At 51.0% G+C, this 20,619-nt stretch carries 18 protein-coding genes; 16 read left to right on the top strand and 2 right to left on the bottom strand.

Annotated features, from left to right (window positions below; all coding sequences use genetic code 11):
* The first annotated feature begins 95 nt into the window (after positions 1-95).
* From ACQRCC_RS13565 to ACQRCC_RS13505, 13 genes are all read left to right on the top strand, one after another.
* A complete protein-coding gene (locus ACQRCC_RS13565) occupies positions 96-2,015 on the top strand; it encodes a phage tail spike protein (RefSeq protein WP_427851296.1) in 1,920 nt (639 codons plus the stop codon).
* Positions 2,015-2,437 (top strand): hypothetical protein, encoded by a 423-nt coding sequence (locus ACQRCC_RS13560; RefSeq protein ID WP_427851295.1) that lies wholly within the window; start codon positions 2,015-2,017, stop codon positions 2,435-2,437. The genes ACQRCC_RS13565 and ACQRCC_RS13560 overlap by 1 nt, the downstream gene beginning before the upstream one ends.
* Positions 2,430-6,089, top strand: coding sequence for a hypothetical protein (locus ACQRCC_RS13555; protein WP_427851294.1), 3,660 nt, complete (start codon positions 2,430-2,432; stop codon positions 6,087-6,089). The genes ACQRCC_RS13560 and ACQRCC_RS13555 overlap by 8 nt, the downstream gene beginning before the upstream one ends.
* Positions 6,082-8,487: a leucine-rich repeat domain-containing protein gene (locus tag ACQRCC_RS13550; RefSeq protein WP_427851293.1), complete on the top strand. Its 2,406-nt coding sequence runs from the start codon at positions 6,082-6,084 to the stop codon at positions 8,485-8,487. The genes ACQRCC_RS13555 and ACQRCC_RS13550 overlap by 8 nt, the downstream gene beginning before the upstream one ends.
* A gap of 14 nt (positions 8,488-8,501) precedes the next feature.
* Positions 8,502-9,365, top strand: a complete 864-nt coding sequence (locus ACQRCC_RS13545; protein WP_427851292.1) for a leucine-rich repeat protein — start codon at positions 8,502-8,504, stop codon at positions 9,363-9,365.
* Positions 9,366-9,403: 38 nt separating this feature from the next.
* Positions 9,404-9,826, top strand: coding sequence for a hypothetical protein (locus tag ACQRCC_RS13540; RefSeq protein ID WP_427851291.1), 423 nt, complete (start codon positions 9,404-9,406; stop codon positions 9,824-9,826).
* A 91-nt stretch (positions 9,827-9,917) separates the two neighbouring features.
* Positions 9,918-10,148, top strand: coding sequence for a hypothetical protein (locus ACQRCC_RS13535; RefSeq protein WP_427851290.1), 231 nt, complete (start codon positions 9,918-9,920; stop codon positions 10,146-10,148).
* 86 nt (positions 10,149-10,234) lie between these two features.
* On the top strand, positions 10,235-10,648 hold the full coding sequence (locus ACQRCC_RS13530; RefSeq protein ID WP_427851289.1) for a hypothetical protein: 414 nt from the start codon (positions 10,235-10,237) through the stop codon (positions 10,646-10,648).
* A 58-nt stretch (positions 10,649-10,706) separates the two neighbouring features.
* Positions 10,707-12,362: a glucosaminidase domain-containing protein gene (locus tag ACQRCC_RS13525; RefSeq protein ID WP_427851288.1), complete on the top strand. Its 1,656-nt coding sequence runs from the start codon at positions 10,707-10,709 to the stop codon at positions 12,360-12,362.
* Positions 12,363-12,749: 387 nt separating this feature from the next.
* A complete protein-coding gene (locus tag ACQRCC_RS13520; protein ID WP_427851287.1) occupies positions 12,750-13,679 on the top strand; it encodes a recombinase family protein in 930 nt (309 codons plus the stop codon).
* A complete protein-coding gene (locus tag ACQRCC_RS13515; protein WP_427851286.1) occupies positions 13,676-15,250 on the top strand; it encodes a recombinase family protein in 1,575 nt (524 codons plus the stop codon). The genes ACQRCC_RS13520 and ACQRCC_RS13515 overlap by 4 nt, the downstream gene beginning before the upstream one ends.
* Before the next feature lie 53 nt (positions 15,251-15,303).
* Positions 15,304-16,476, top strand: a complete 1,173-nt coding sequence (locus ACQRCC_RS13510; protein WP_427851285.1) for a recombinase family protein — start codon at positions 15,304-15,306, stop codon at positions 16,474-16,476.
* Between the two features lie 134 nt (positions 16,477-16,610).
* Positions 16,611-17,066, top strand: a complete 456-nt coding sequence (locus ACQRCC_RS13505) for an Rpn family recombination-promoting nuclease/putative transposase (protein ID WP_427851284.1) — start codon at positions 16,611-16,613, stop codon at positions 17,064-17,066.
* A gap of 6 nt (positions 17,067-17,072) precedes the next feature.
* On the opposite strand, the gene ACQRCC_RS13500 is transcribed toward ACQRCC_RS13505, so the two are convergent.
* Together ACQRCC_RS13500 and ACQRCC_RS13495 are read right to left on the bottom strand one after the other, a co-directional pair.
* The gene (locus ACQRCC_RS13500; protein ID WP_410044138.1) at positions 17,073-17,285 is read right to left on the bottom strand and encodes a hypothetical protein; all 213 of its coding nucleotides are present in this window, start codon (positions 17,283-17,285) and stop codon (positions 17,073-17,075) included.
* Positions 17,254-18,999 (bottom strand): IS1634 family transposase, encoded by a 1,746-nt coding sequence (locus ACQRCC_RS13495; RefSeq protein ID WP_427851283.1) that lies wholly within the window; start codon positions 18,997-18,999, stop codon positions 17,254-17,256. Before ACQRCC_RS13495 ends, ACQRCC_RS13500 begins: the two co-directional genes overlap by 32 nt.
* Before the next feature lie 159 nt (positions 19,000-19,158).
* On the opposite strand from ACQRCC_RS13495, the gene ACQRCC_RS13490 reads away from it, so the two are divergent.
* From ACQRCC_RS13490 to ACQRCC_RS13480, 3 genes are all read left to right on the top strand, one after another.
* Positions 19,159-19,602, top strand: a complete 444-nt coding sequence (locus ACQRCC_RS13490) for a hypothetical protein (protein ID WP_427851282.1) — start codon at positions 19,159-19,161, stop codon at positions 19,600-19,602.
* A 197-nt stretch (positions 19,603-19,799) separates the two neighbouring features.
* On the top strand, positions 19,800-19,982 hold the full coding sequence (locus ACQRCC_RS13485) for a hypothetical protein (RefSeq protein WP_427851281.1): 183 nt from the start codon (positions 19,800-19,802) through the stop codon (positions 19,980-19,982).
* A 96-nt stretch (positions 19,983-20,078) separates the two neighbouring features.
* Positions 20,079-20,600, top strand: coding sequence for a hypothetical protein (locus tag ACQRCC_RS13480; protein ID WP_427851280.1), 522 nt, complete (start codon positions 20,079-20,081; stop codon positions 20,598-20,600).
* Positions 20,601-20,619: the final 19 nt, after the last annotated feature.

The following is a 20,619-nucleotide window of genomic DNA, read 5'->3' as shown; positions in this document are numbered from 1 at the left end:
CTCATTTATTCCATTATACGCTATTTCAGCAATGAAATCAAAATAGATGCAACGAGTTTTTCATTTGTTTACAACTCACGATTGGAGGTAAGTCCATGAAACCGATCTTATTCCCGGAGGGGCAGAAAGACTTCTCGACAAATGGTCTTGGACGCCTCCCGGATGCGATTTCCTGCAAGGTGACTGAAGAACGCAACGGTCAGTATGAGCTCCACATGGAGTATCCCATCGACGGTCAGCTCATGGAGGAAATCAAGTATTCCCGCATCATCTATGCCACCCCTGCGGATGGCAAACGTCCGCAGCCTTTCCGCATTTACCGCATCACCAAGCCGCTGTCCGGTGTGGTGGAGATTGATGCGGAACACATCAGCTACCAGATGAGCCATATCCCGGTGATGCCCTTTACGGCAAACGGTATGGACCCTGCCTTTGAGGGGCTGAAAACCAACTCCGCAGAGGACAACCCCTTCACCATAGAGAAAGAGGGCGGGTTTGGCACGGCGCTTGCCAATACCTTCAAGGTATCCGAACCCGGCAACCTCCGGGCGCTTCTGTTCGGGCAGGAGGGGTCCGTCATTGACACCTTCGGTGGAGAGTGGGAGTTTGACCACTTTGCCGCCATTCTCCACAAGAGCCGTGGTAAGGACAATGGCGTGACCATCCGCTACGGCAAGAACCTCACTGACCTCAAGCAGGAGGAGAACATCCAGAACACCTACACCGGCATCTGTCCTTTTTGGAAGGGTCAGGATGAGAACGGTGCGGATGTTGTGGTGTATCTGCCGGAAAAGGTGCTGCACTCCACCTCCGCAGCCAACTACCCGTACCAGAGAACCAAGGTCGTAGACTTTTCTTCTGACTTTCAGACTGCCCCTACGGCGGAGGAACTTCGGGCAAAGGGAGAAAAATATATTGAAAACAATGACATCGGCACCCCCACAGTGAGCCTGGATGTGTCATTCATCGCGCTGCATCAGACCCAGGAATACGCCGACATGACCCGCATCTACCACATCAATCTGTGTGATACGGTGACGGTCCTATTCCCGCTGCTCGATGTCAGCACCAAGGCCAAGGTAGTCAAAACGGTCTACAATGTGCTGCTTGATCGTTATGACAGCATCACCATCGGTGCGGTACAAAGCTACCTGTCCGCGACCCTTGCCGCATCCCAGGAGAAGGCGGTGGAAAAAGCGGTCGCCATATCCAGTTCTGCGGCCAGCGCGGACTATGTGACCAAGGCCACCTTCAATGCCTTATCCGGCGCGGTTGGCAATGCCCAGCGGGATATTTATCACCTGCAGGACTTCCAGAACGCCATTACCGGTGTGGCTGGCGGCTATGTGGTTATCACGATTGACGAAAACAAGCAGACGGATTGCCTGTATATCCTGATCGACTCGCCGGTCCTGTCTGCCGCGAAGAAGGTGTACCGCTGGAATGAGTCCGGCTTGTGCTACACCAGCGGCGGCATCGAAAAGGGAACCTGGGTGAAGATTCTGAATCCGGATGGCAAGGTGAACGCTGAAACGCTCCTTGGAATCCTTGCGGATGCTGCGGGAAAGAACAACTGGAATCTTACGACGGGCGAAATGAACCTGTCCGCTGAGTCCACCTTTGGGGGCAAGACGCTGGAAATTATGGTGGGGGAACTGATGCCGGATGTGTCCGAAGCACTGAATACGGCGCTCACCTCCTACGATGAAGGGCTTAATCAGGCAAAGGTCCTTGCAAAGCTCCAAAACGGAGACACCGGCTTTTACCTTGGCGCAGATGGACTGCTCCATATGCTGCCGGAACGGGTGGTAACGGATGGAGCCAATGTACCGGTCGCCTATCTGCCCACCACCATCGTGGATGGTGCAGTCACAAGCTACACGCAAGTGCGGGTAGTCAACGGTATCCTCTATCCACCGCTGGAAACAGAGCCTGATCCGGGAACCGGTGAAGGAACTACTGGCGAAACAGGAAGCACAGACAATACAGAAAATAGCGCAGAGGAGGTATCCTGATGGCTTCAACCAATATGCTCACGATGGCAATCTATCTGGACCCGACTCCGGGTGGGGTGGCTCCTGAGCTGCATCTGAAGGAAGGCGCAAGCAGTGTGCAGGCAGACCTTTACATTCTGGACGCTTCCTCATTTGTGGATGCCACGCAGAAAGACTGTGTGATTCGGGGAATCCGACCGGATGGCAGTGAGCTTTACAGAAGGCTCTACACGGGTGTCTTTGACACAAGACTTCGGATACATCTCTATCAAGGGGATGTGAAGGAGCTGGCGAAGGTGGCAGGAACCTACCGATGCACACTGACGCTGCTGGACACCAACGTACACCCAACCAGAGACCAATATATGAATCATAATTTCGTGACCGTACTTCCATTTACGGTCGTTGTTCATGAGAATGCAAGGAGGGACGAGAATGCTTAAAAGAACCTATGAATTGGATATGGTGCCGGGCGGCATTCCGCTCTCCATCCATCTGTCGCAGTACGATTCCGATGTGCTGCTGGTTTTCCAGCTGTATGCCAGCCAGGGTACGTTGGCCATCCCGGAAACCGGTGTGACGGCCCAGATTCGCGGCACCAAACTGGATGGCAACGGCATCTCGGCTGCGTGTACCTTTGAGGTTATCGACTCTGTGCCTACCGTTACAGCGCAGATGACCAAGCAGATGACCGCCATTTCCGGTAAGAACACCTTCGAGCTGGTGCTTACTGCCACAAGCGGTTCCTCGGAGTACAGCCTGCCCAGCGCCAACTTCTACCTGGAAGTGGAACGTGCCGCGCTGGACTACGACACCCTGGAATCCAAGTCAGAGATCAAGGAGATTCAGGAAATCCTCGCAGATGCAGACAGCATCATTGAAGCACTCCAGGTTTCCAAGGAGACCCAGGAGAAGATGGCCCAGCTCACCCAGCGGGCTGAAGATGCTGCCGCTGGCGCAGAGGAGGATGCCCAGACCGCTTCCCAGGCAAAGGAAGATGCGGTTGCCGCAAAGAATACTGCGGTTCAGACGGTGACCGGCTTTAACGATACGGTGAACAGCGCCACAGAAGCTGCGGTCAAGACACTCCAGGATGAAGGTGCCGCCCAGATCGAAGGCATCCAAAATGCCGGAGCTGGTATGGAGGAGTATGCCGCCGGTGTGGTAGATGCTGCAAAGCAGGAGATCAACGGAGCAAAGAACACAGCCGTTGAAAGCGTGGAGAATGCCGGAACCGCTGCGGTTGAAGAAGTGAATAGCACCAAGGATGCCGCCATGGAGACCATCTCCAAAGCCGCTGAGGAAGTTTCCAAGATCAAGACCGAAGCTGATACCACCGCAGCCATGGCAGTCCAACAGGCCAATGCCGCCATGAATGAAGTTGCCGCTGTGCAGAACACGGTCAATGAAGTGAAGTCCGGCTATGAAGCGATGGAAGCGATCCTCGGCACCAAGGTGGACGGCGGCTATGTGGAGAACGATTCCCTGTATCTGACCTCCAATGGAGAAGTGGTCGCCGGTCCTTTCACCGGGTTTGGCGGCTCTGGTACTGGCGGTGGTGGAGGCGGTTCCACCAATAATGCGGTACTTACGGTCACCAATGCCACCGGCTGGGTGTCAAGCACCATCGCATCCGGCGCATCCTGCGCTCTGTCCATCGAATGGAGCTCCATTGAGGATGGGCTGTCTACCGGCAACGGCTCCCTCACCATCAAGGTGGGCGGCGTGGTCAAGGCCATTCTGGATGTCGCGCAGGGTGTAGTGACCACCGATGTGAGCGAATACCTCTCAGCTGGCAGTAATTCCATCCAACTTCAGGTCATGGATTCCTATGGCAACAGCCGGGTGAAGAACTTCACCGTGACGGTGGTGGAGCTTTCCCTCACCAGTTCCTTTGATGATTCCACGGTGCAAAGCGGCATCCTGGCATTCCCTTACACCCCGTATGGCGCGGTCACCAAGACAGTGCATTTTGTACTGGATGGCGTGGAGCAGGAAACGGTCAGCACTTCCATCACCGGAAGACAGCAGACCTATATCATCCCGGCGCAAAGCCACGGAGCCCATACGCTGCGGGTGTATTTTGAAGCCACCATCAATGGAAATCTGGTCCGCTCCAACGAGCTCTATTATGAGATTATCTGGCTTGAGACCTTAAACCAAACTCCGGTGATTGGTTCAAGCTTCCATGAGACAAACATCATGCAGTATACCACCGTCACCATTCCCTATATCGTCTACAGCCCTTCTTCCCAGATGAGTGATGTGGTCATCAAGGTAGGCGAACGAGTGGTCAGCGAGATTACGGTGGACAGAAGTAAGCAGATATTCTCCTACCGTGTGAACAATGCGGGTGAAGTCACCATTACCATTTCCACGGGTGCTGTTTCCAAGACCATCACCCTATCCGTTACTGCCGCTCAGATTGATGTGTCTGCGGAAACGGAGAACCTGGGTCTGTATCTTTCCTCTGCTTCCCGATCCAACAAGGAAGCCAACCCTGCGGTGTGGACCTTTGGAGATATTGCGGCTGAATTCCACAATTTTAACTGGGCATCGGATGGCTGGCAGATGGACGAGGATGGCATCACGGCTCTTCGCCTGTTTGGCGATGCAAGGCTGACCATTCCCTATAAACCCTTCTCCCAGGACTTCCGTACCACCGGCAAGACCATCGAGATTGAGTTCGCAGCCCGAGATGTGCTGGATTACGATGCGGTGATTCTCTCCTGCCTGAACGGTGGCCGTGGTATTTCCCTGACTGCCCAGACCTGTATGCTCACCTCTGAGCAGAGTTCCATCTCCATGCAGTTCAAGGAAGAGGAACACGTCCGTGTGGGCTTTGTGGTGGAGAAACGCTCCGGCTTCCGTAGAATCTACTGCTATATCAATGGCGTGATGAGCGGTGTGGTGCAGTACCCGGCAGACGATGACTTCTCCCAGGTCATTCCGGCAGATATCACCATCGGAAGCAGCAAGTGTACCATGGACCTCTACTGCATCCGGGTGTACGACAATGACCTGACCTCCAAGCAGATGGAAGATAACTGGATCGCGGACACCCAGGACGGGGGATTGCTGCTGGACAGATATAACCGCAACAACGTCCGGGATGCCTACGGCAACGTGGTAATCTCCATGCTTCCGTCTGATTTGCCGTATCTGATTCTGGAATGCGCCGAGCTGCCCCAGTACAAGGGCGACAAGAAGACCTGTTCCGGGCAGTATGTTGACCCGCTGCATCCGGAGAAGTGCTTCACCTTTGAGGGCGCACAGATTGATGTACAGGGCACATCCTCCCAGTACTATGAGCGCAAGAACTACAAGATCAAGTTCAAGAAAGGCTTTATCCTTACGAACGGAACGGTTATCAATGGGTATCAGATGCGGGAGGATTCCTTTGCGACCAATGTGTTCTGTATGAAGGCCGATGTGGCGTCCTCCGAGGGTGCGAATAATGTGGAACTGGTACGTCTCTACAACGATGCCTGCCCATATAAAACCCCGGCGCAGAAAAAGGATGCGCAGGTGCGTCAGGGCATCGACGGCTTCCCAATCGTCATCTTCTGGCGCAATACCGAAACGGATGCTACGTCCTTCCTTGGAAAGTACAACTTCAACAACGACAAGAGCACTTCTGAGGTATTCGGCTTTGCCGATGGGGATGAATCCTGGGAAATCCTCAACAACACAAGTGACCGTGTCCTTTGGAAGAGCGCCGACTTCACCGGGACCGACTGGCTCAATGACTTTGAAGCCCGATACCCGGACACCGACCCGGCATACACCGATGCTACCCAACTGGCAGAGTTCGCAGCCTGGATGGTAAGCGTTGACCCGGAACAGGCAACGGGTGAAGCACTGGAAACCCCTGTGACCATTGTGGATGGGGAGAAAAGCACGACCTATACCACCGACAATGCGGCCTACCGCAAGGCAAAGTTTCGAGCAGAACTCAGTAACTTCGTGGAGCTGGATTCGGCTCTTTTTTATTACCTGTTCACCGAGCTTTTCCTGATGGTGGACTCCCGCGCAAAGAACATGTTCCCGTCCTTTATGGGTACGGAGATTCGCAAGGAGGATGCAAATGAATAAGAAGATCGTATTTCTGCCCTACGACATGGATACCGCGATTGGGATCAACAACGAAGGCTCCCTTGTGTTCTCCTACAATCTGGAGGACATCGATCAGACCGAAGGCGGTGCTGACATCTACAACGGTCAGCAGTCTGTACTCTGGAAAAACCTGCGGGAGATGTTCCCGGAAGAGCTGAGGGCCATGTATCAGACCCTTCGCTCCACCGGAGTGATCTCCTATGACAAGATCGAGAAGGCATTTGAGGAGCATCAGGCCAAGTGGCCGGAAGCCATCTTCAACGAGGATGCCTGGTTCAAATATCTCGCACCCCTTGAAGAGAAGGGTTCTGCGGCTTATCTTGCGATGCTTCTTGGCTCCAAGGCCGAGCAGAGAAAGTGGTGGCTGTATAACCGTTTCCGGTATATCGACTCCAAGTACAATGCCGGTGACTCTCTGACCGATGTCATTACCCTGCGTGGCTATGCCAAGTCCGACATCACCATCACCCCTTATGCCGATGTGTATGCCACAGTGAAATATGGTTCCTATCTGGTGCAGACCAGAGCAGAGAGAAACAAGTCCTATGTCATGGAGTGCCCCCTCGACAATGTGAATGATACGGAAATCTATATTTATTCCGCATCTCAGCTTGCCGATGTGGGCGATCTTTCTGCACTTCGTGTGGGCTATGCGGAGTTTGTCTACGCCACCAAGCTGCAGCAGCTGATCCTGGGCAACCCCTCCCAGTATTACACCAACGGCAATCTTCAGACGCTGTATCTGGGCAAGAACAAGCTGCTGAAGAAGCTGGATGTGCGCAACTGCACCGGCCTTGGAACCGGGGATCAGAAAACCGTGGATTTGTCCGGCTGCACGGGCATTGAAGAGGTGTATTTCGATGGCACCAAGATCACCGGTGTGACGCTGCCCAACGGCGGTGTGCTCCGAGTGCTGCATCTGCCGTCCACCATCACCTCGCTTATCATCCGCAACCAGAATGCCCTGACGGACTTTACCTGTCCGTCCCTTTCCAGCATCTCGACCTTGTGGCTTGAGAACGTGGGCAGCACGGTGGACACCAAGGCAATCCTGGAATCCCTGGGAACCGGTGCCCGTGTTCGTCTGTTTGGATTCCGGTGGGAGCTGGAACAGGCCAGTGAAATCTCAGATATGTTCGATATCCTGGATGACATGCGCGGCATCGACCAAAATGGCGACAATATGCCCACCGCCCAGGTGTACGGCACGATCTATGTCCCGAACATCACCGGCGACATCCTCGCCCATGCAAAGGACAGGTATCCTGACATCGCCATCACCTATGACCATGTATCGGCAGTGCTGACCTTTAAGGACAATGACGGAAGTGTGCTTGCAACAGAGACCATCCTGGATGGAGCAGACCCGACGATGACCCCGGCAATGGGCGACAAGGAAGATGGCCGGTATTACTATACCTTCCTGGGCTGGGGCAAGGTGCAGGACGGTGAAGTGGATGATAACGCGCTGAAGAACATCCAGGCAGACACGGTTGTGTACGCCATCTATGCGCTGGAGGAAAAGGTGTTCACGGTGCGCTTCTTCAATGGAACCGAGCTGCTTGCCACCTACAGCAATGTGGCTTATGGCTCCACCATCGAATACGACGAGATTCCTGTCTACAACGGTGTGGGAAATCCCGGTGATTATGTCTTCACCGGATGGAGCGTCCTGCCGGAGAACATCACCTCCAATATGGACTGCTATGCCGAGTATCAGTTTGTGGGTCTGTACTTCAGACAGCTGATGAACGGCACACTTCTGGCCTATGACGATACGGATAATCTGGAAACCATCGCAGACTATGCCTTTGCCGGTAACAGAAGCCTTGTGTCTGTCAACATGCCGATGCTCACTGCCATCCCTGAAAACTGTTTCAGGGGTTGTTCGGCCCTTTCCGAGATCAATCTCCCGAAGGTGCTGGCTACAAACGAGTACTCCTTCTATTATTGTGAATCCATCGAGCGCATCAAGCTTCCGGAGCTCACCATCATGAATGAAGGAACCTGCTTCCAGAACCTGACTGCATTGAAGGTACTGAGGCTTCCGAAGAACACCTCGTCTTTGGCAGGCAACAAGATTTTTGCCTGTAATGCTCTTGAACTGCTTGACCTGGGCCTGGTCACTGAAATTGGCGCAAATATCAACAGTTCTTCCTCCTGGGCAAAGCTGACCACTCTGATTTTGAGGAACGAGACCACTGTGGTCACCCCATACAGCACTACGGTCTTTAGCGCAAGCAGTCCGCTCGGTAAGGGTGAGGGTAAGATTCTGGTGCCGAGGTCTATGGTTGCATCCTATAAGGCGGACAGTACCTGGGGCGCATACACAGCAGAAATTTATGCCATCGAGGACTACCCGGAGCTGGCAGAGTAAGGAGGAAATGACAAATGGCGAATACGATGACAAGTTATACGGATGCCCAGATCATGAAGGCCCTTCTGACCAAGGACTTCTCCGGCATCGGTCGGGAGTTTGTGGATGATGTGATCACCAGTGTGAAGGTTGGCGCATTTACGGGAGCACAGAACCTTGACAAGGTGTCTCTTCCTTCTGTGAAGGAGGTGCACTACTGCGCCTTTCAGAATGCGGCCATCACAACGCTGGACTTGCCTTGGGGCGAACTGGAAGCCATTGGCTTCAGTGCCTTTGCCGGGGCAAGTGGACTGCCGCAAAACCCGGTGTTTTCCAAACTTACTGCACTCAGCAATGGTGCTTTTGCCGGGACAAGCGATAAGAAGAATACGGATCTTCGGACAATCTCCTTACCGCTATGGACTGGAAGCTCCTTTAGTGAGGGCAGTGGTTTTTCCAATTCGACTGGAGGAATCTTTGCCTATTGCACGGCTCTTACAAGTGTATCGGCACCGGAGCTTCAGTCACTTCCCACCCAGATGCTTTACTACTGCCAGGCTCTTGAAGAGGTTGTTTTCCCAAAGGTCAGCACCGTGAACAGCGGTGCCTTCAACTATTGCAGCAACCTGAAGAAGATTGACCTGGGCGGAGCCATTACCAGGCTCGGTTCGGCGTTCATGGCCAACGCAAGCAAGGTGACCGCCCTGATTCTTCGAGGGGTGACCACGGTTCCGACGCTTGGAAGCACGACGTTTAACAGTACCGCTGTCAAAAGTGGCAATTGTTATGTGTATGTGCCGAAAGCGCTGGAAGCTACCTTCAAGGTCGCAAGCAACTGGAGCACTTATGCATCCCAGATTCGGGCCATTGAGGATTACCCGGATATCTGCGGAAGCTAAATAAACCAAATCGCTCAAAAGAGCAGGAAGGAGTTCCTATGACAATCACTGAGGTTTTCGAGAAAATCACGGCAGGGGAGATGGCAGGGTGGGCATTGGCGGCATTGTTCGTCCTATTGTCCTTGATCCAGGTCAGCCCCATCAAGCTGAACCCCTGGGACAACATCTTCGCCTGGATCGGCAAGAAGATGAATGGGTCCACAGAGAAAAGGCTGCAAGAGGTGGAGAAGCAGGTGTCCGATATGTGGATCAACAACCACCGGCAGTGTATTCTCACCTTTGCCCGGGAGTGCCGCTCGGATATCAGCCACAGCTCCGATGAATGGAGCAATGTCCTGAATGTGGCTGAGGAATACGAGAAGTATGTGGAGGAAAAGCGTATCACCAACGGCATCATCAACCAGGACACCCAATATCTGCGGAAACTCTATCAGGAGCTTTCCATGGAGCACAAGTTTTGAGAACGCATCAGTTTTGAGAAAAGCACGACTTTCGGGCCGTGTTTTTTATTTTGCCGGGCCAGGCGATAAATGGCAGAAAGAAGGTACTTGTATGAAGAAGATTGATTGGGTCCGTAAGCTGACCAGCCGCAAGTTCTGGCTGTCCATCGCGTCCTTTGTCGCCATGCTGATGGTGGCGCTGGGCCAGCCCGAGGCAACCGCAACCCAGGTCACTTCCCTCATCATGGCCGGTGCGACCGTCATCGGTTACGTCATCGGTGAGGGCCTGGCTGATTCCGGCAACGCTGGAACCGGTGAGGAGGAAACCAAGGAAGGGGAGTAACCTTCCTGTCATTGGAGATTGGGGGAGTAGCATCCCCCTTTTTCCACACGTTATGGAGAACACGTTGAAAACCTAAGGAGGAACCTATGGCTACGAAAAAGACTTATACCGTCATGAAAGACGGCGAGGAAATCGAAAAGCTGACCACCCTGACCGCTGCCAAGAAGCTGGCGGATACGGAGGGCGCGGAGGTTTTCTGTGATGGCGAGTGCATCTACAAGGGCGAGGTCAAGGACGCGCCTGAGACGGTAATTGTCCATGCCGACCCTGTTGTGGCTGAGAAGCCCAAGCAGCCCGAAGTCACGGAACCGGAAACGGAGCGGTATCGCCTGAAGGCACTGATGAACGTCAGGAAGAAGCCTTCCCTGGATGCTGACATTCTGAGCACCAAACCGGAAAGTACGGTGGTCCGTGTGCTTGCTGTGGAGAACGGCTGGCTGCATCTGATCGATGGCAGCTTCATCCTCTTTGAGGACGGCAAGTACGCGGAGAAACTCTGATAACTGGTTCGTTTTGCATCGCTTTCATAGCGGTGCTTTTTTGTTAGGAGGTAATGCCATGAAATTGGTCGAGAGTATTTTGACAAAGAACCCTTGTTACACTGCAGGAAGAAAGATCACGGTTAAGGGCCTGATGCTTCACAGCGTCGGTTGTCCCCAGCCGAAGGCATCTGTGTTCGTAAACGGCTGGAACAGCGCATCCTACGACCGGGCATGTGTTCACGGCTTCATTGATGCCCTGGACGGTACGATTTATCAGACTCTTCCCTGGAACCATCGCGGCTGGCATGCGGGCGGCGCTGCCAACAACACCCACATCGGTGTGGAGATGTGCGAACCTGCCTGTATCAAGTACACCGGTGGTGCGTCCTTCACCTGCTCCGATACCGCAACGGCAAAGGCCTGTGCGACCCGCACCTATGAAGCAGCGGTGGAGCTGTTTGCCATGCTGTGCCAGAAGTACAATCTGAATCCGCTGGCAGACGGTGTGATTATTTCCCACAGGGAAGGTCACACGAGAGGTGTCGCATCCAACCATGGAGACCCGGATCATCTCTGGCGGCAGTTGGGCATGAGCTACTCCATGGACACCTTCCGCAAGGCAGTCAAGGACAAGATGTCCGGCGCAACTACGGAGGAGAAGCCCCAGGAGGTCGCTAAGACCCAGGGCACGGCATTTCTGAACCTCTCCACAGCAGATGCAGTGGCGAAGATCGGCAAGCTGTGTCAGACGGATATGAAAACCTCCGGTATCCTGGCATCCATTTCTGCGGCGCAGTTTATCCTGGAATCCGGCTACGGCAAGAGCGAACTGGCACAGAAGGCCAATAACTGCTTTGGTATGAAGTGTTCGCTGTCCGGCAACACCTGGTCTGGCTCCACCTGGGATGGCAAGAGCAAGCACACCATTGAGACCCAGGAGGAGTATACGGCAGGGGAGTTCACCACCATCACGGCGGATTTTCGCAAGTACGCCTGTGTAGAGGATTCCATTGCAGACCACTCCGCTTACCTGCTGGGTGCTAAGAACGGCAGCAAGCTCCGCTACGATGGCCTGAAGGGATGCACCGACTACAAGAAAGCCGCACAGATCATCAAGGACGGCGGGTATGCTACCAACTCCACCTATGTGGAGAAGCTCTGTAATATCATCGAGAAATACAATCTCACGCAGTATGATATGGCAGCAGCCCAGCCGGATACGGGGAATGATTCTGTGTCCAGTTTCCCGGCCACTCCGTTCAAGGTCCGTGTCCTGATCGATGACCTTAACTACCGCAGTCTGCCTTCTATGGATGGTGCAGTAAGGGGCCAGACCGGCAAGGGTGTGTTCACCATCACCAAGGTCACGGATGGCTGGGGCAAGCTCAAATCCGGCGCTGGCTGGATTTATCTGGGCAACCCGTCCTACTGCACGGTGCAGGGCGCGGCTTCTGCGGTCCCTGAGCAGAGCACCACTCCCGAGCAGAGCACCACTCCCGAACAGCCCACGGCATCCAACCTTCCCTACAAGGTGAGGGTCAGTGTTTCCGACCTCAACATCCGAAAAGGTCCCGGCACGAACTACAGCAAGACCGGCAGGTTCACCGGCAAGGGCGTGTTCACCATCGTTGAGGAAGCGGATGGCCAGGGCGCGTCCAAGTGGGGCTTGCTTAAGGCTTATGCGGGTAAGCGTAACGGTTGGATTGCGCTGGATCACACGAGTAAGGTGTAAATCAAGACAGCGAAGAACACGGATTTTAGCGGTAGTATAACCTATCAATTCCAGTAAAATCACAGCATAATCTGAACAATTATAGCCTCGTATCTTCTCCACTAATTCTACGGTATATGTTCCCATATGGACTTGCTATGTGTAACACATGACGGTAAGATGGGAGCAACCTAAGAACAGGAGGTGTGAAAAGATGCGAGGCTATTTCAATTTACAGGCGAAAAAGAAAGTAAGATTGCTGCGGATGGATAGAAGTGCTCCGCAGATTTCCCCAAAAACTAACTACAGAATGTGTCTGACACTCGGTGTAACAGCCGGGTGTCTTTTTTTACCCCTTGTCAGGTCGATAGATGAATGGACAAGGTGGGTCGGGAAGGAGGAACCGATATGAAGAAAGTCACGATGGAAGTGAAAAACCAGAAGGCAAAGGCGGATAAGTCAAAGGCGACTCGGGTTGCGGCTTATTGCCGTGTGAGCACCCTGATGGAGGAGCAGGAGCTTTCCTACGAATCCCAGTGCGCCTACTACGAGAACCTGATTGAGAGCAGAGAGAACATGGAGCTTGTGGGGATTTACGGCGACCAGGGATTTTCCGGGCTCCACGCTGAAAAGCGACCGGAGTTCCAGCGACTGATTGCGGATTGTACCGATGGCAAGGTAGACCTTGTGATGGTGAAGTCCATCAGCCGGTTTTCGAGAAACACCATCGACTGCCAGAAGTACCTGAATCTTTTGAAAGAGCATGGGGTGACGGTCTACTTTGAAAAGGAAGGGCTGTACAGCAACGACCCTCAGTGTGAACTGATTCTGAAACTTCTTGCTGCGGCGGCGCAGGAGGAATCCAACAGCATCTCCCAGACCATCAAGTGGGCCAATGAAAAGAACTGCGAAAGCGGGTACCCCACAAGGACTTGCTGCTATGGATATGTAAAGGCGAAAAGGCATACCGGGGAGAAGCACATCTGGGTGATTGATGAGGAGAAAGCGAAGCGCATCCGCCTGATGTTTGAACTGGCCGATAAGGGCCAAAACGCACGCGAAATCGCCAAATCCCTCCGCGAGTACGAGGAAGAGCATGGCGTTACCGCCAGATGGACCGCCAGCAATGTGAGATCCCGACTTCAAAATGAAGCTTACAAGGGCGACCTGCTGACAGGGAAAACGTACTCACCCGACATCCTCAGCGGGAAGCGTATGAAGAACAATGGACAGAGCCCTCAGTATTATATTGAGGAACATCACGAACCCATTGTCAGCCCGGCACTTTTTGATAGAGTGCAACGGAATATCAAGAAATATAGGAGGATAGGCGTATGAGACAGCAGAATGACCAGGTGGTTGAATCCACCATCGCCAAGGGGGTTAGCGTTATCCGCGCATCTGGAAGACCCAGAAAAAGCATCAAGCTCCCGGAAAAGAAGAAACTTCGTGTGGCTGCGTACTGCCGGGTAAGTAAGGATATCGAAGTACAGGAATCCAGCCTGGATACCCAGATGGAAACTTATGACCGCCTGATTTCCCAGCATCCGGATTGGGAGCTGGTCGAGATTTACGCGGACAAGGGCAGAACCGGCACCAGCACCAAGAAGCGTGTCGCATTCCAAAGAATGCTGCAGGATGCACAGGACGGCAAGATTGACAAGATTCTGGTGAAGTCCATTTCCCGTTTTTGCCGGAACACGGTGGACATGCTCAGTACAGTTCGGGAACTGCGGGACCTTGGTGTTGGGGTGGTTTTCGAGAAGGAGAACCTGGACACCACCAGTGTTGAATCGGAGCTGCTGCTCACGGTTTACGCAGCCTTCGCCCAGGAGGAATCCCTCTCCATCAGCGAGAACATGAGAGGCGGCATTCGCCAGCGTTTCAAGCTGGGCATCCCCAAGGTCAGCCAGGTCTACGGTTACGACAACCTTGAACGCGGGGTACTTAGCGTCAACGAGGAGAAGGCAGCTGTCGTGAGGAAAATATACCAGATGTACCTGGATGGAACATCTACCATAGAAATTGCAGACGCTCTGAACGAGCTGAATGTACCTCCGCCTATTGAATCCAGCGGACAGTGGTACCCCAATTCGGTGAAATGCATCATTCGGAATGAAAAATATGTGGGTGATTCCCTGATGCAGAAGTATTACACGTCAAGCCATCTGGAGCACGACTCCACCCCCAATAAGGACCTTGTGGTTGATCAGTATTACAAGGAAAATACCCACCCCGCCATTGTGGCGAGGGATGTGTATGAGGATGCCAATCTAATTCTGATGATGCGGGATATGAAAAGGGGAGGCAATACGTACCCTTACTACGGCAGGCTCCTTTGCCCCCACTGCGGTAAGCCGATGGTTAAGGTAAAAACTGGACGAGGGAAGAACCCCAGCTGCTGGATTTGTGGTGGGGATGGAGAAGCCGGAACCTATGTAGAACGGACGGATTGCCCGGTTTATTGGGTGAAAGAGCCCTACCTTTCCAATGCTGTGATTGGCGCGATGATGAGTTTGGATGCAGAGGGGCTGGACGAAGCTAATCGCAAAAATGTCGAATGGGTGCAAGAGCAGCTGAGAAGGTGGCCTTCGGTTGAGTTTGGCTACCTGAAGCGCCTGGTGGACCACATCACCTTCGATGGCTGGGATACCTTGAAGGTTGTGTGGGTCTGGGGAGAAGAGAGTAAAGTTCATTACCGTGTTGACCGGGTTTCGGATTATCCCGACCCGACCATCACGGAAGTGGATGGAAAGCTGCGCATTGGCCCTTTCCGCGTAGGTGGACACAGGTTGGATAACATTATTAATGCCGTTGAGGCTTTTCGGGAGGTGATCTTGGATACTCGGATTATTCCGGACAACAGCCAGAGGTTTTCCTGCCCACCGTTTATAGTGCGCTGGGAGTAAAGTTCGATAATGGATGAGTGTGGTGCAGATAACTTAGGAAGGAGATTCATAATATGAGAGTAAGAAAGGTATGCTCAGAGCGAGAACAGCGTAAACTGAATGTCGCGGCCTATGCACGTGTCAGCACCCTTTCCGAGGAACAGGATGAGTCTTTTGAAACGCAGGTGGAATACTACACCACGCTGATCAGCAACACTGAAGCCTGGAACCTTGTGGACATCTACGCAGACCACGGTAAATCCGGGCTTTCTGCGGATAAGCGCCCGGGGTTTCAACGCATGTTCCGAGATGCGATGGCGGGAAAGATTGACAAGATTCTTGTAAAGTCGATTTCCCGGTTTGGAAGAAACAGTCTGGAAGCAGAAACCTATGTCCACAAGCTGAAGGAGAAGGGGGTGGAAGTGTTCTTCGAGCGGGAGGGCATTTCCTCCTTCAACCCCCAATCGGATATGGTTTTCAGTTTCCTTGCTGCGGTAACCCAGGAGGAATCCAAGTCCATCAGCCAGAACATTCGGTGGACCTACGAGAAGCTGGCAGAGAAAGGAATCCGGCATCTTGGAAATAATCGGGTCCTTGGCTATGACGAGATTGACGGTGTCCTCACACCGAATAAGGACGCATGGGCGATACAGTTTATTTTCGAGGAATACGCCAAGGGGAAGTCGATAAGAAAGATTGCGGGTGAGCTGGAACAGCAGGGGTTCAAGACTCTGCGCGGATGCAATAGGCTTAGCGTTTCAGTAATCGAAGGGATTCTCCGAAACGAGATTTATAAAGGTGACCGTCAGATACAGAAAGCACCCCATGTTGATTTACTCACGCACAGACCTGAACCGGGTGCAGAGTATAAAACGTACTACCTGGAAGCCGACCACGAGGGCATCGTGAGCAGAGAGCTGTGGGAGAAGGTTCAGGAGGTCCTTGCAACACCGAAAAAGATACGCTCCAATAAGAACTCCCATTTTCTGAAAGGGAAAGTGATCTGCGGGGATTGCGGCAAGCCCTATGTGAGAAACAGCAGAAGGAATGCTAAGGGTGATTACAAAACCTGGGATTGCAAAGGCCGCAAGGGCGGGGGTGACTGTAGAAATATCATTTTGAAGGAAGAACGACTGCTTGAGTTGATTGAGAATAAGTTAGGTGCTTCCGATGAAGAAACCTGCGCCAGAATCGAGCAGATTTTTGTTTTCAGGGATGGTCGGATTGAGATTAGGATGCGGGATTGACAATAGAATCGGGTTTGTTCAAAGAAAATTTACGATTGGGTGATTTCTGGTCGTTGAATAAATAAGAGGAATGTGGTAAAATTATGACACAATAGGAGTAGTATACACTCCTGTTTGGAATGGGGTGATGGACATTGGGCCAGAAAGATATTGCAGAAAAAATACTTGAGGCTTACAACGACGTTTTCTCTGATATTGTTAATGTACTGCTGTTTAATGGGGATCAAATTCTAAAAGAAAACGAACTTGAAGACCAAGCTCCCAGATCAGCATACAAGGCTGATGGGAAGTACAGAGAGATTGAAAGAGACGTAGCAAAACGTTGGAAAAACAAAAATATACGATTGGCGTGCATTGGACTGGAAAATCAGACAGAGCCAGACGCAGATATGCCGTTACGGATAATGGGATATGATGGTGCTGAGTACCGGGCACAGCTGAATAATGAGAACCAAAGAGAACGATATCCCGTTATCACATTGGTTTTATACTATGGGTATGATAAACACTGGGATAAGCCACTTTCTTTACTTGAAAGGTTAGATGTCCCGGAAAAGTTTAGTGTTAACTTTGCAAAAAAGTTACACTAAAAACCTCTAGGGCTTCAAAAACGTCATGACTTCATCCAGACTTTTGCCACTTTGCAGGTAGGCTTCCATGATCTCCTCGGATTCGATCTGACGCTTCTGCTCCTGTAGATCTTTGAGTTTGTCTGCGAGCTTGTTGTATCGGTCTTGAATCTTGGTCATTTCAGCTTCTGTTTTGCTGATTTCCGATTCAATTGTTGCTGTCGATTTCTTCCGCGCCATTGTCACTTTCCTCCGTATTCATTAGAGATTTGCTTGAAGCCAGAAGCTTACTGATTTCATTAGCACTATCAAGGATGCTGTCCTCGTCGAGCCCAAACGAACTTAGGATTATTTTCTGTGTTCTGGTAACGGCGTGGTCGAGTTTATATATACCGCCATTTCTGCGGACCATTTCGATTTTTTCAAGCTCTCGAATCGCTGCAGGAACTGTCAGGTACTTATACCTCGACTCCATCTTTATCACCTGCTCTTTCAGCAGATTATAGATCCGGTTGCGCACGATAAGGGCAATGAATTCAATAAAAATTCTTGAGGAGGTGCTCTGCGCAGAGGGCGTCCGTTCGCTTCTTGCTCCGATAAAAGTTTTGTCAGACCGGAACAGCTTTTCGGAAATGTCCCTGCCCTTATACTGGATGAGGGCCTGTGCAGCGGGCATCTTTTCAGAAGTTATGATACAGAAGTAGCCGCAGAGCTTCAGCTCCCTTTCAATAACTTCGGATTTTTCCTCTGCACCCTGGAAAATCCCTTTTCTGTCATAGTGCAGATGGAAGTAGGTCTGATAGGTTTTGCCAAACTTTTCATCCCTTCCTACACGTCGTTCAAGGAACTGACGCATTTTTTCAATCATCTGTTCCAGACGCTCCCTTTCGGCAGCCTGTCTGGACGGACTGTAATAAATGTGGAAATACCGGTCCCTGGTGTCATCCTCAAAAAGACGGGATTTCACAGTGGTTCCGTATTCCCTGTATGCGCGGATCAGGTCAGACCGGTTGGTTTCAAATGATCCCTGCACTTCAAGAACCAGTGAGGATACAAGCGCCTTTCGGCCCTTGCACATGATAATGAATGTATATCCATTCCTATCGATGTACTGGATATTTTCTTTGCTAAAGTATCCACGGTCCAGGATGAAACCGATCTTCTCGTATCCGTAATCGATCACCTTATCGACCATGAAGGTGAACTCAGAAACATCAGTGACCGATCCAGAATACTCTTCATAGAAGAGTGGGACCCGGTTGGTCTTGTCCATCGCTATGGAAAGGTTGAATACCGGCAGGCCTTTGTCATCCTTAGCTTTGCCGAATTCAACGATATCAACTTCTCCGGCCTGACTATTCTTGTTTGTGGAATCATAGGAAATGTAGATCCTTTCCTTATGATTCCGGTTCCGATTCCAGTCATCCAGGAAGTTGATACACTGATCTTTCGTGATGGAATTCAGGAATCTGCTGACCTTGGAATCGCTGTAGATCTTCATCTTATCCGAGAAAAGCGGATGGGTGAAGGCGTAATCAGGATAGTACTGACCAGCATTCTCTTCATCAATGATCAGGTATGCCACAAGATCAAGGAGAAGACCGGTATCTTTTCCGAACCGCTTCTGCAGCATAGGCCAAAGCTTGTACTCATCAATCGCCTTTTGAACGATGATACATGCCCCGATCTTAAGACAGCAGCTTCGGTAGGCATACGGAAGCACCTCTGGAATCTCTGCATCCGGGAAGTAGAGTTGAAACTTCTCGTTAGGATACATGAGAGTTTCATCCGTAGCGGACTGCTTCCCGACAATGGAGCGTTGCGGTATGGAATAACGTTTGTCTTTGTTATACTCGCTTCCGTATTGATAGAGTACATAGACATTTTCACCTTTTCTTTTGGTGATGATTTTGCCTTTTACAACCGGAATTTTAACCGTCATATTGAGATACATGGCATCCTTTCATTTAGTGTAACTGTTACACTAAATATATCAGGATTTCTGTATCAATTCAAGCCTACAAATGGCGGAATTACGTGGCTTTTGAAGTTTTTTATGGTCGAGTAGAACATTTAGTGGAACTCGCCTGCAAAGTTAACATTTAGGCCGTATGTGAATGACTACAAGGTAAATCTGTTTGAAATTGCATATCTTAGTAGGGAACAGGCTAAGCTGTTTAAGAGTGACTTTCGAGTTGTGGCGGACTACTTCGTACAGATGCAAACAACCGGGACTTATATTGGAAGCCCGGAAGAGTTAGTCCATGTTCAGGAAACATTAAGTCTCATGTCAATCATGACAGGGGATCATCGATTTGAAGCTGTACTGTCTGATGATGACAGATCGAAAGGAGTAGTGATTAAAACTATGTGTGATGTTCTTGACAGAATTGAGGAAAAAGGCCGCATGGAAGGCCGCATGGAAGGCCGTATGGAAGAAAAGAAAGAGATTGCAATAAATCTGCATTCTATGAATATGAAGGATACCGATATTGCTAATGTGGTAAAGGTTTCACTTGATGTTGTGAGGAAATGGCTGGGGACTGCACCGGCATAAAATCGATTCTCAAACCTGTTTCGCATAGAGACGGAAGGAGGTCGAACCATCGTGTGTAGAGCAATTGAAACCTATGGAGGAGTAGTATACACTCTTATTGAAATTGTGATAAAAAAGAAGTATCACATGACACTTAATGACATATAATAGAAGTGAATTGTTCTGCACAGGGAATTACCTTACAAGGAGGTGCAAGTATGGCTACCTCAAGCATTTTTGCAAATGTAAAAATTACAGATCCGCGCAAAGCAGAGGCCTTCATTAACGCTTTGGATGCAGCAGCAAATGCCCCAAAGAAAGATGCAAAGGTGCCTACAAATTCTTTGGTCACAGATGCAGAAAAAATAAAGATGATGATGGCTAAGAGGAAAAAGAAATGAGTTTGTTTAACACCGTAAATATTGTTAGATTTGGCGGATATAATCGGGGAGGAAGAGGTACAGAGCATCCTCTCCGATTTTTCTTGCGAAAAGAATATGGAAATCGAGGTGTTCGTAAGAAAGATCGCTTTTGATTTTTCAAAAAAGAAGATGTCTGTTACATATCTTGTTTTCAATGAAGATACAGAATTGGCCGCCATATTTGCCCTTACACATAAAGCGGTTCAAATAGGCAATGACGGGCTTTCAAAAACGGCCAAAAAGAAAATGCAGAGATTTGCTCAGCTTGACGAAGAAAGCAACGCATATGTGATTTCAGCTTTTCTTATAGCTCAATTCGGAAAGAATTCTGGATACCACGGAGAGCCTCTATCCGGAAACCATCTGATGAGTATCGTTGAGGATGTTTTAGTTCAGTATTATAAAGAAAATCCGGAAGGAGTGGGTAAAATGTGTGAGGCAATGGATAGAATTGCAGAAAAAAGAGCGGTGGAAGCCAGAATTGAAAATGCTTTAAAAATGATAGCCAGAGGGAAGCTGACTCTGGAAGAGATTGCTGAAGACTCAGGCCTTTCCCTTGAGAAGGTGAAGGAACTGGCGGATAAGAGGACAGCGTAAACACAGAGCCTGCCAGGTT

The organism is Sporofaciens sp. SGI.106, from assembly GCF_050314255.1.
Taxonomy (GTDB): Bacteria; Bacillota; Clostridia; order Lachnospirales; family Lachnospiraceae; genus Claveliimonas.
Note: the sequence above shows the minus strand (reverse complement) of the source record. Positions and strands in the feature narration are given on the sequence as shown.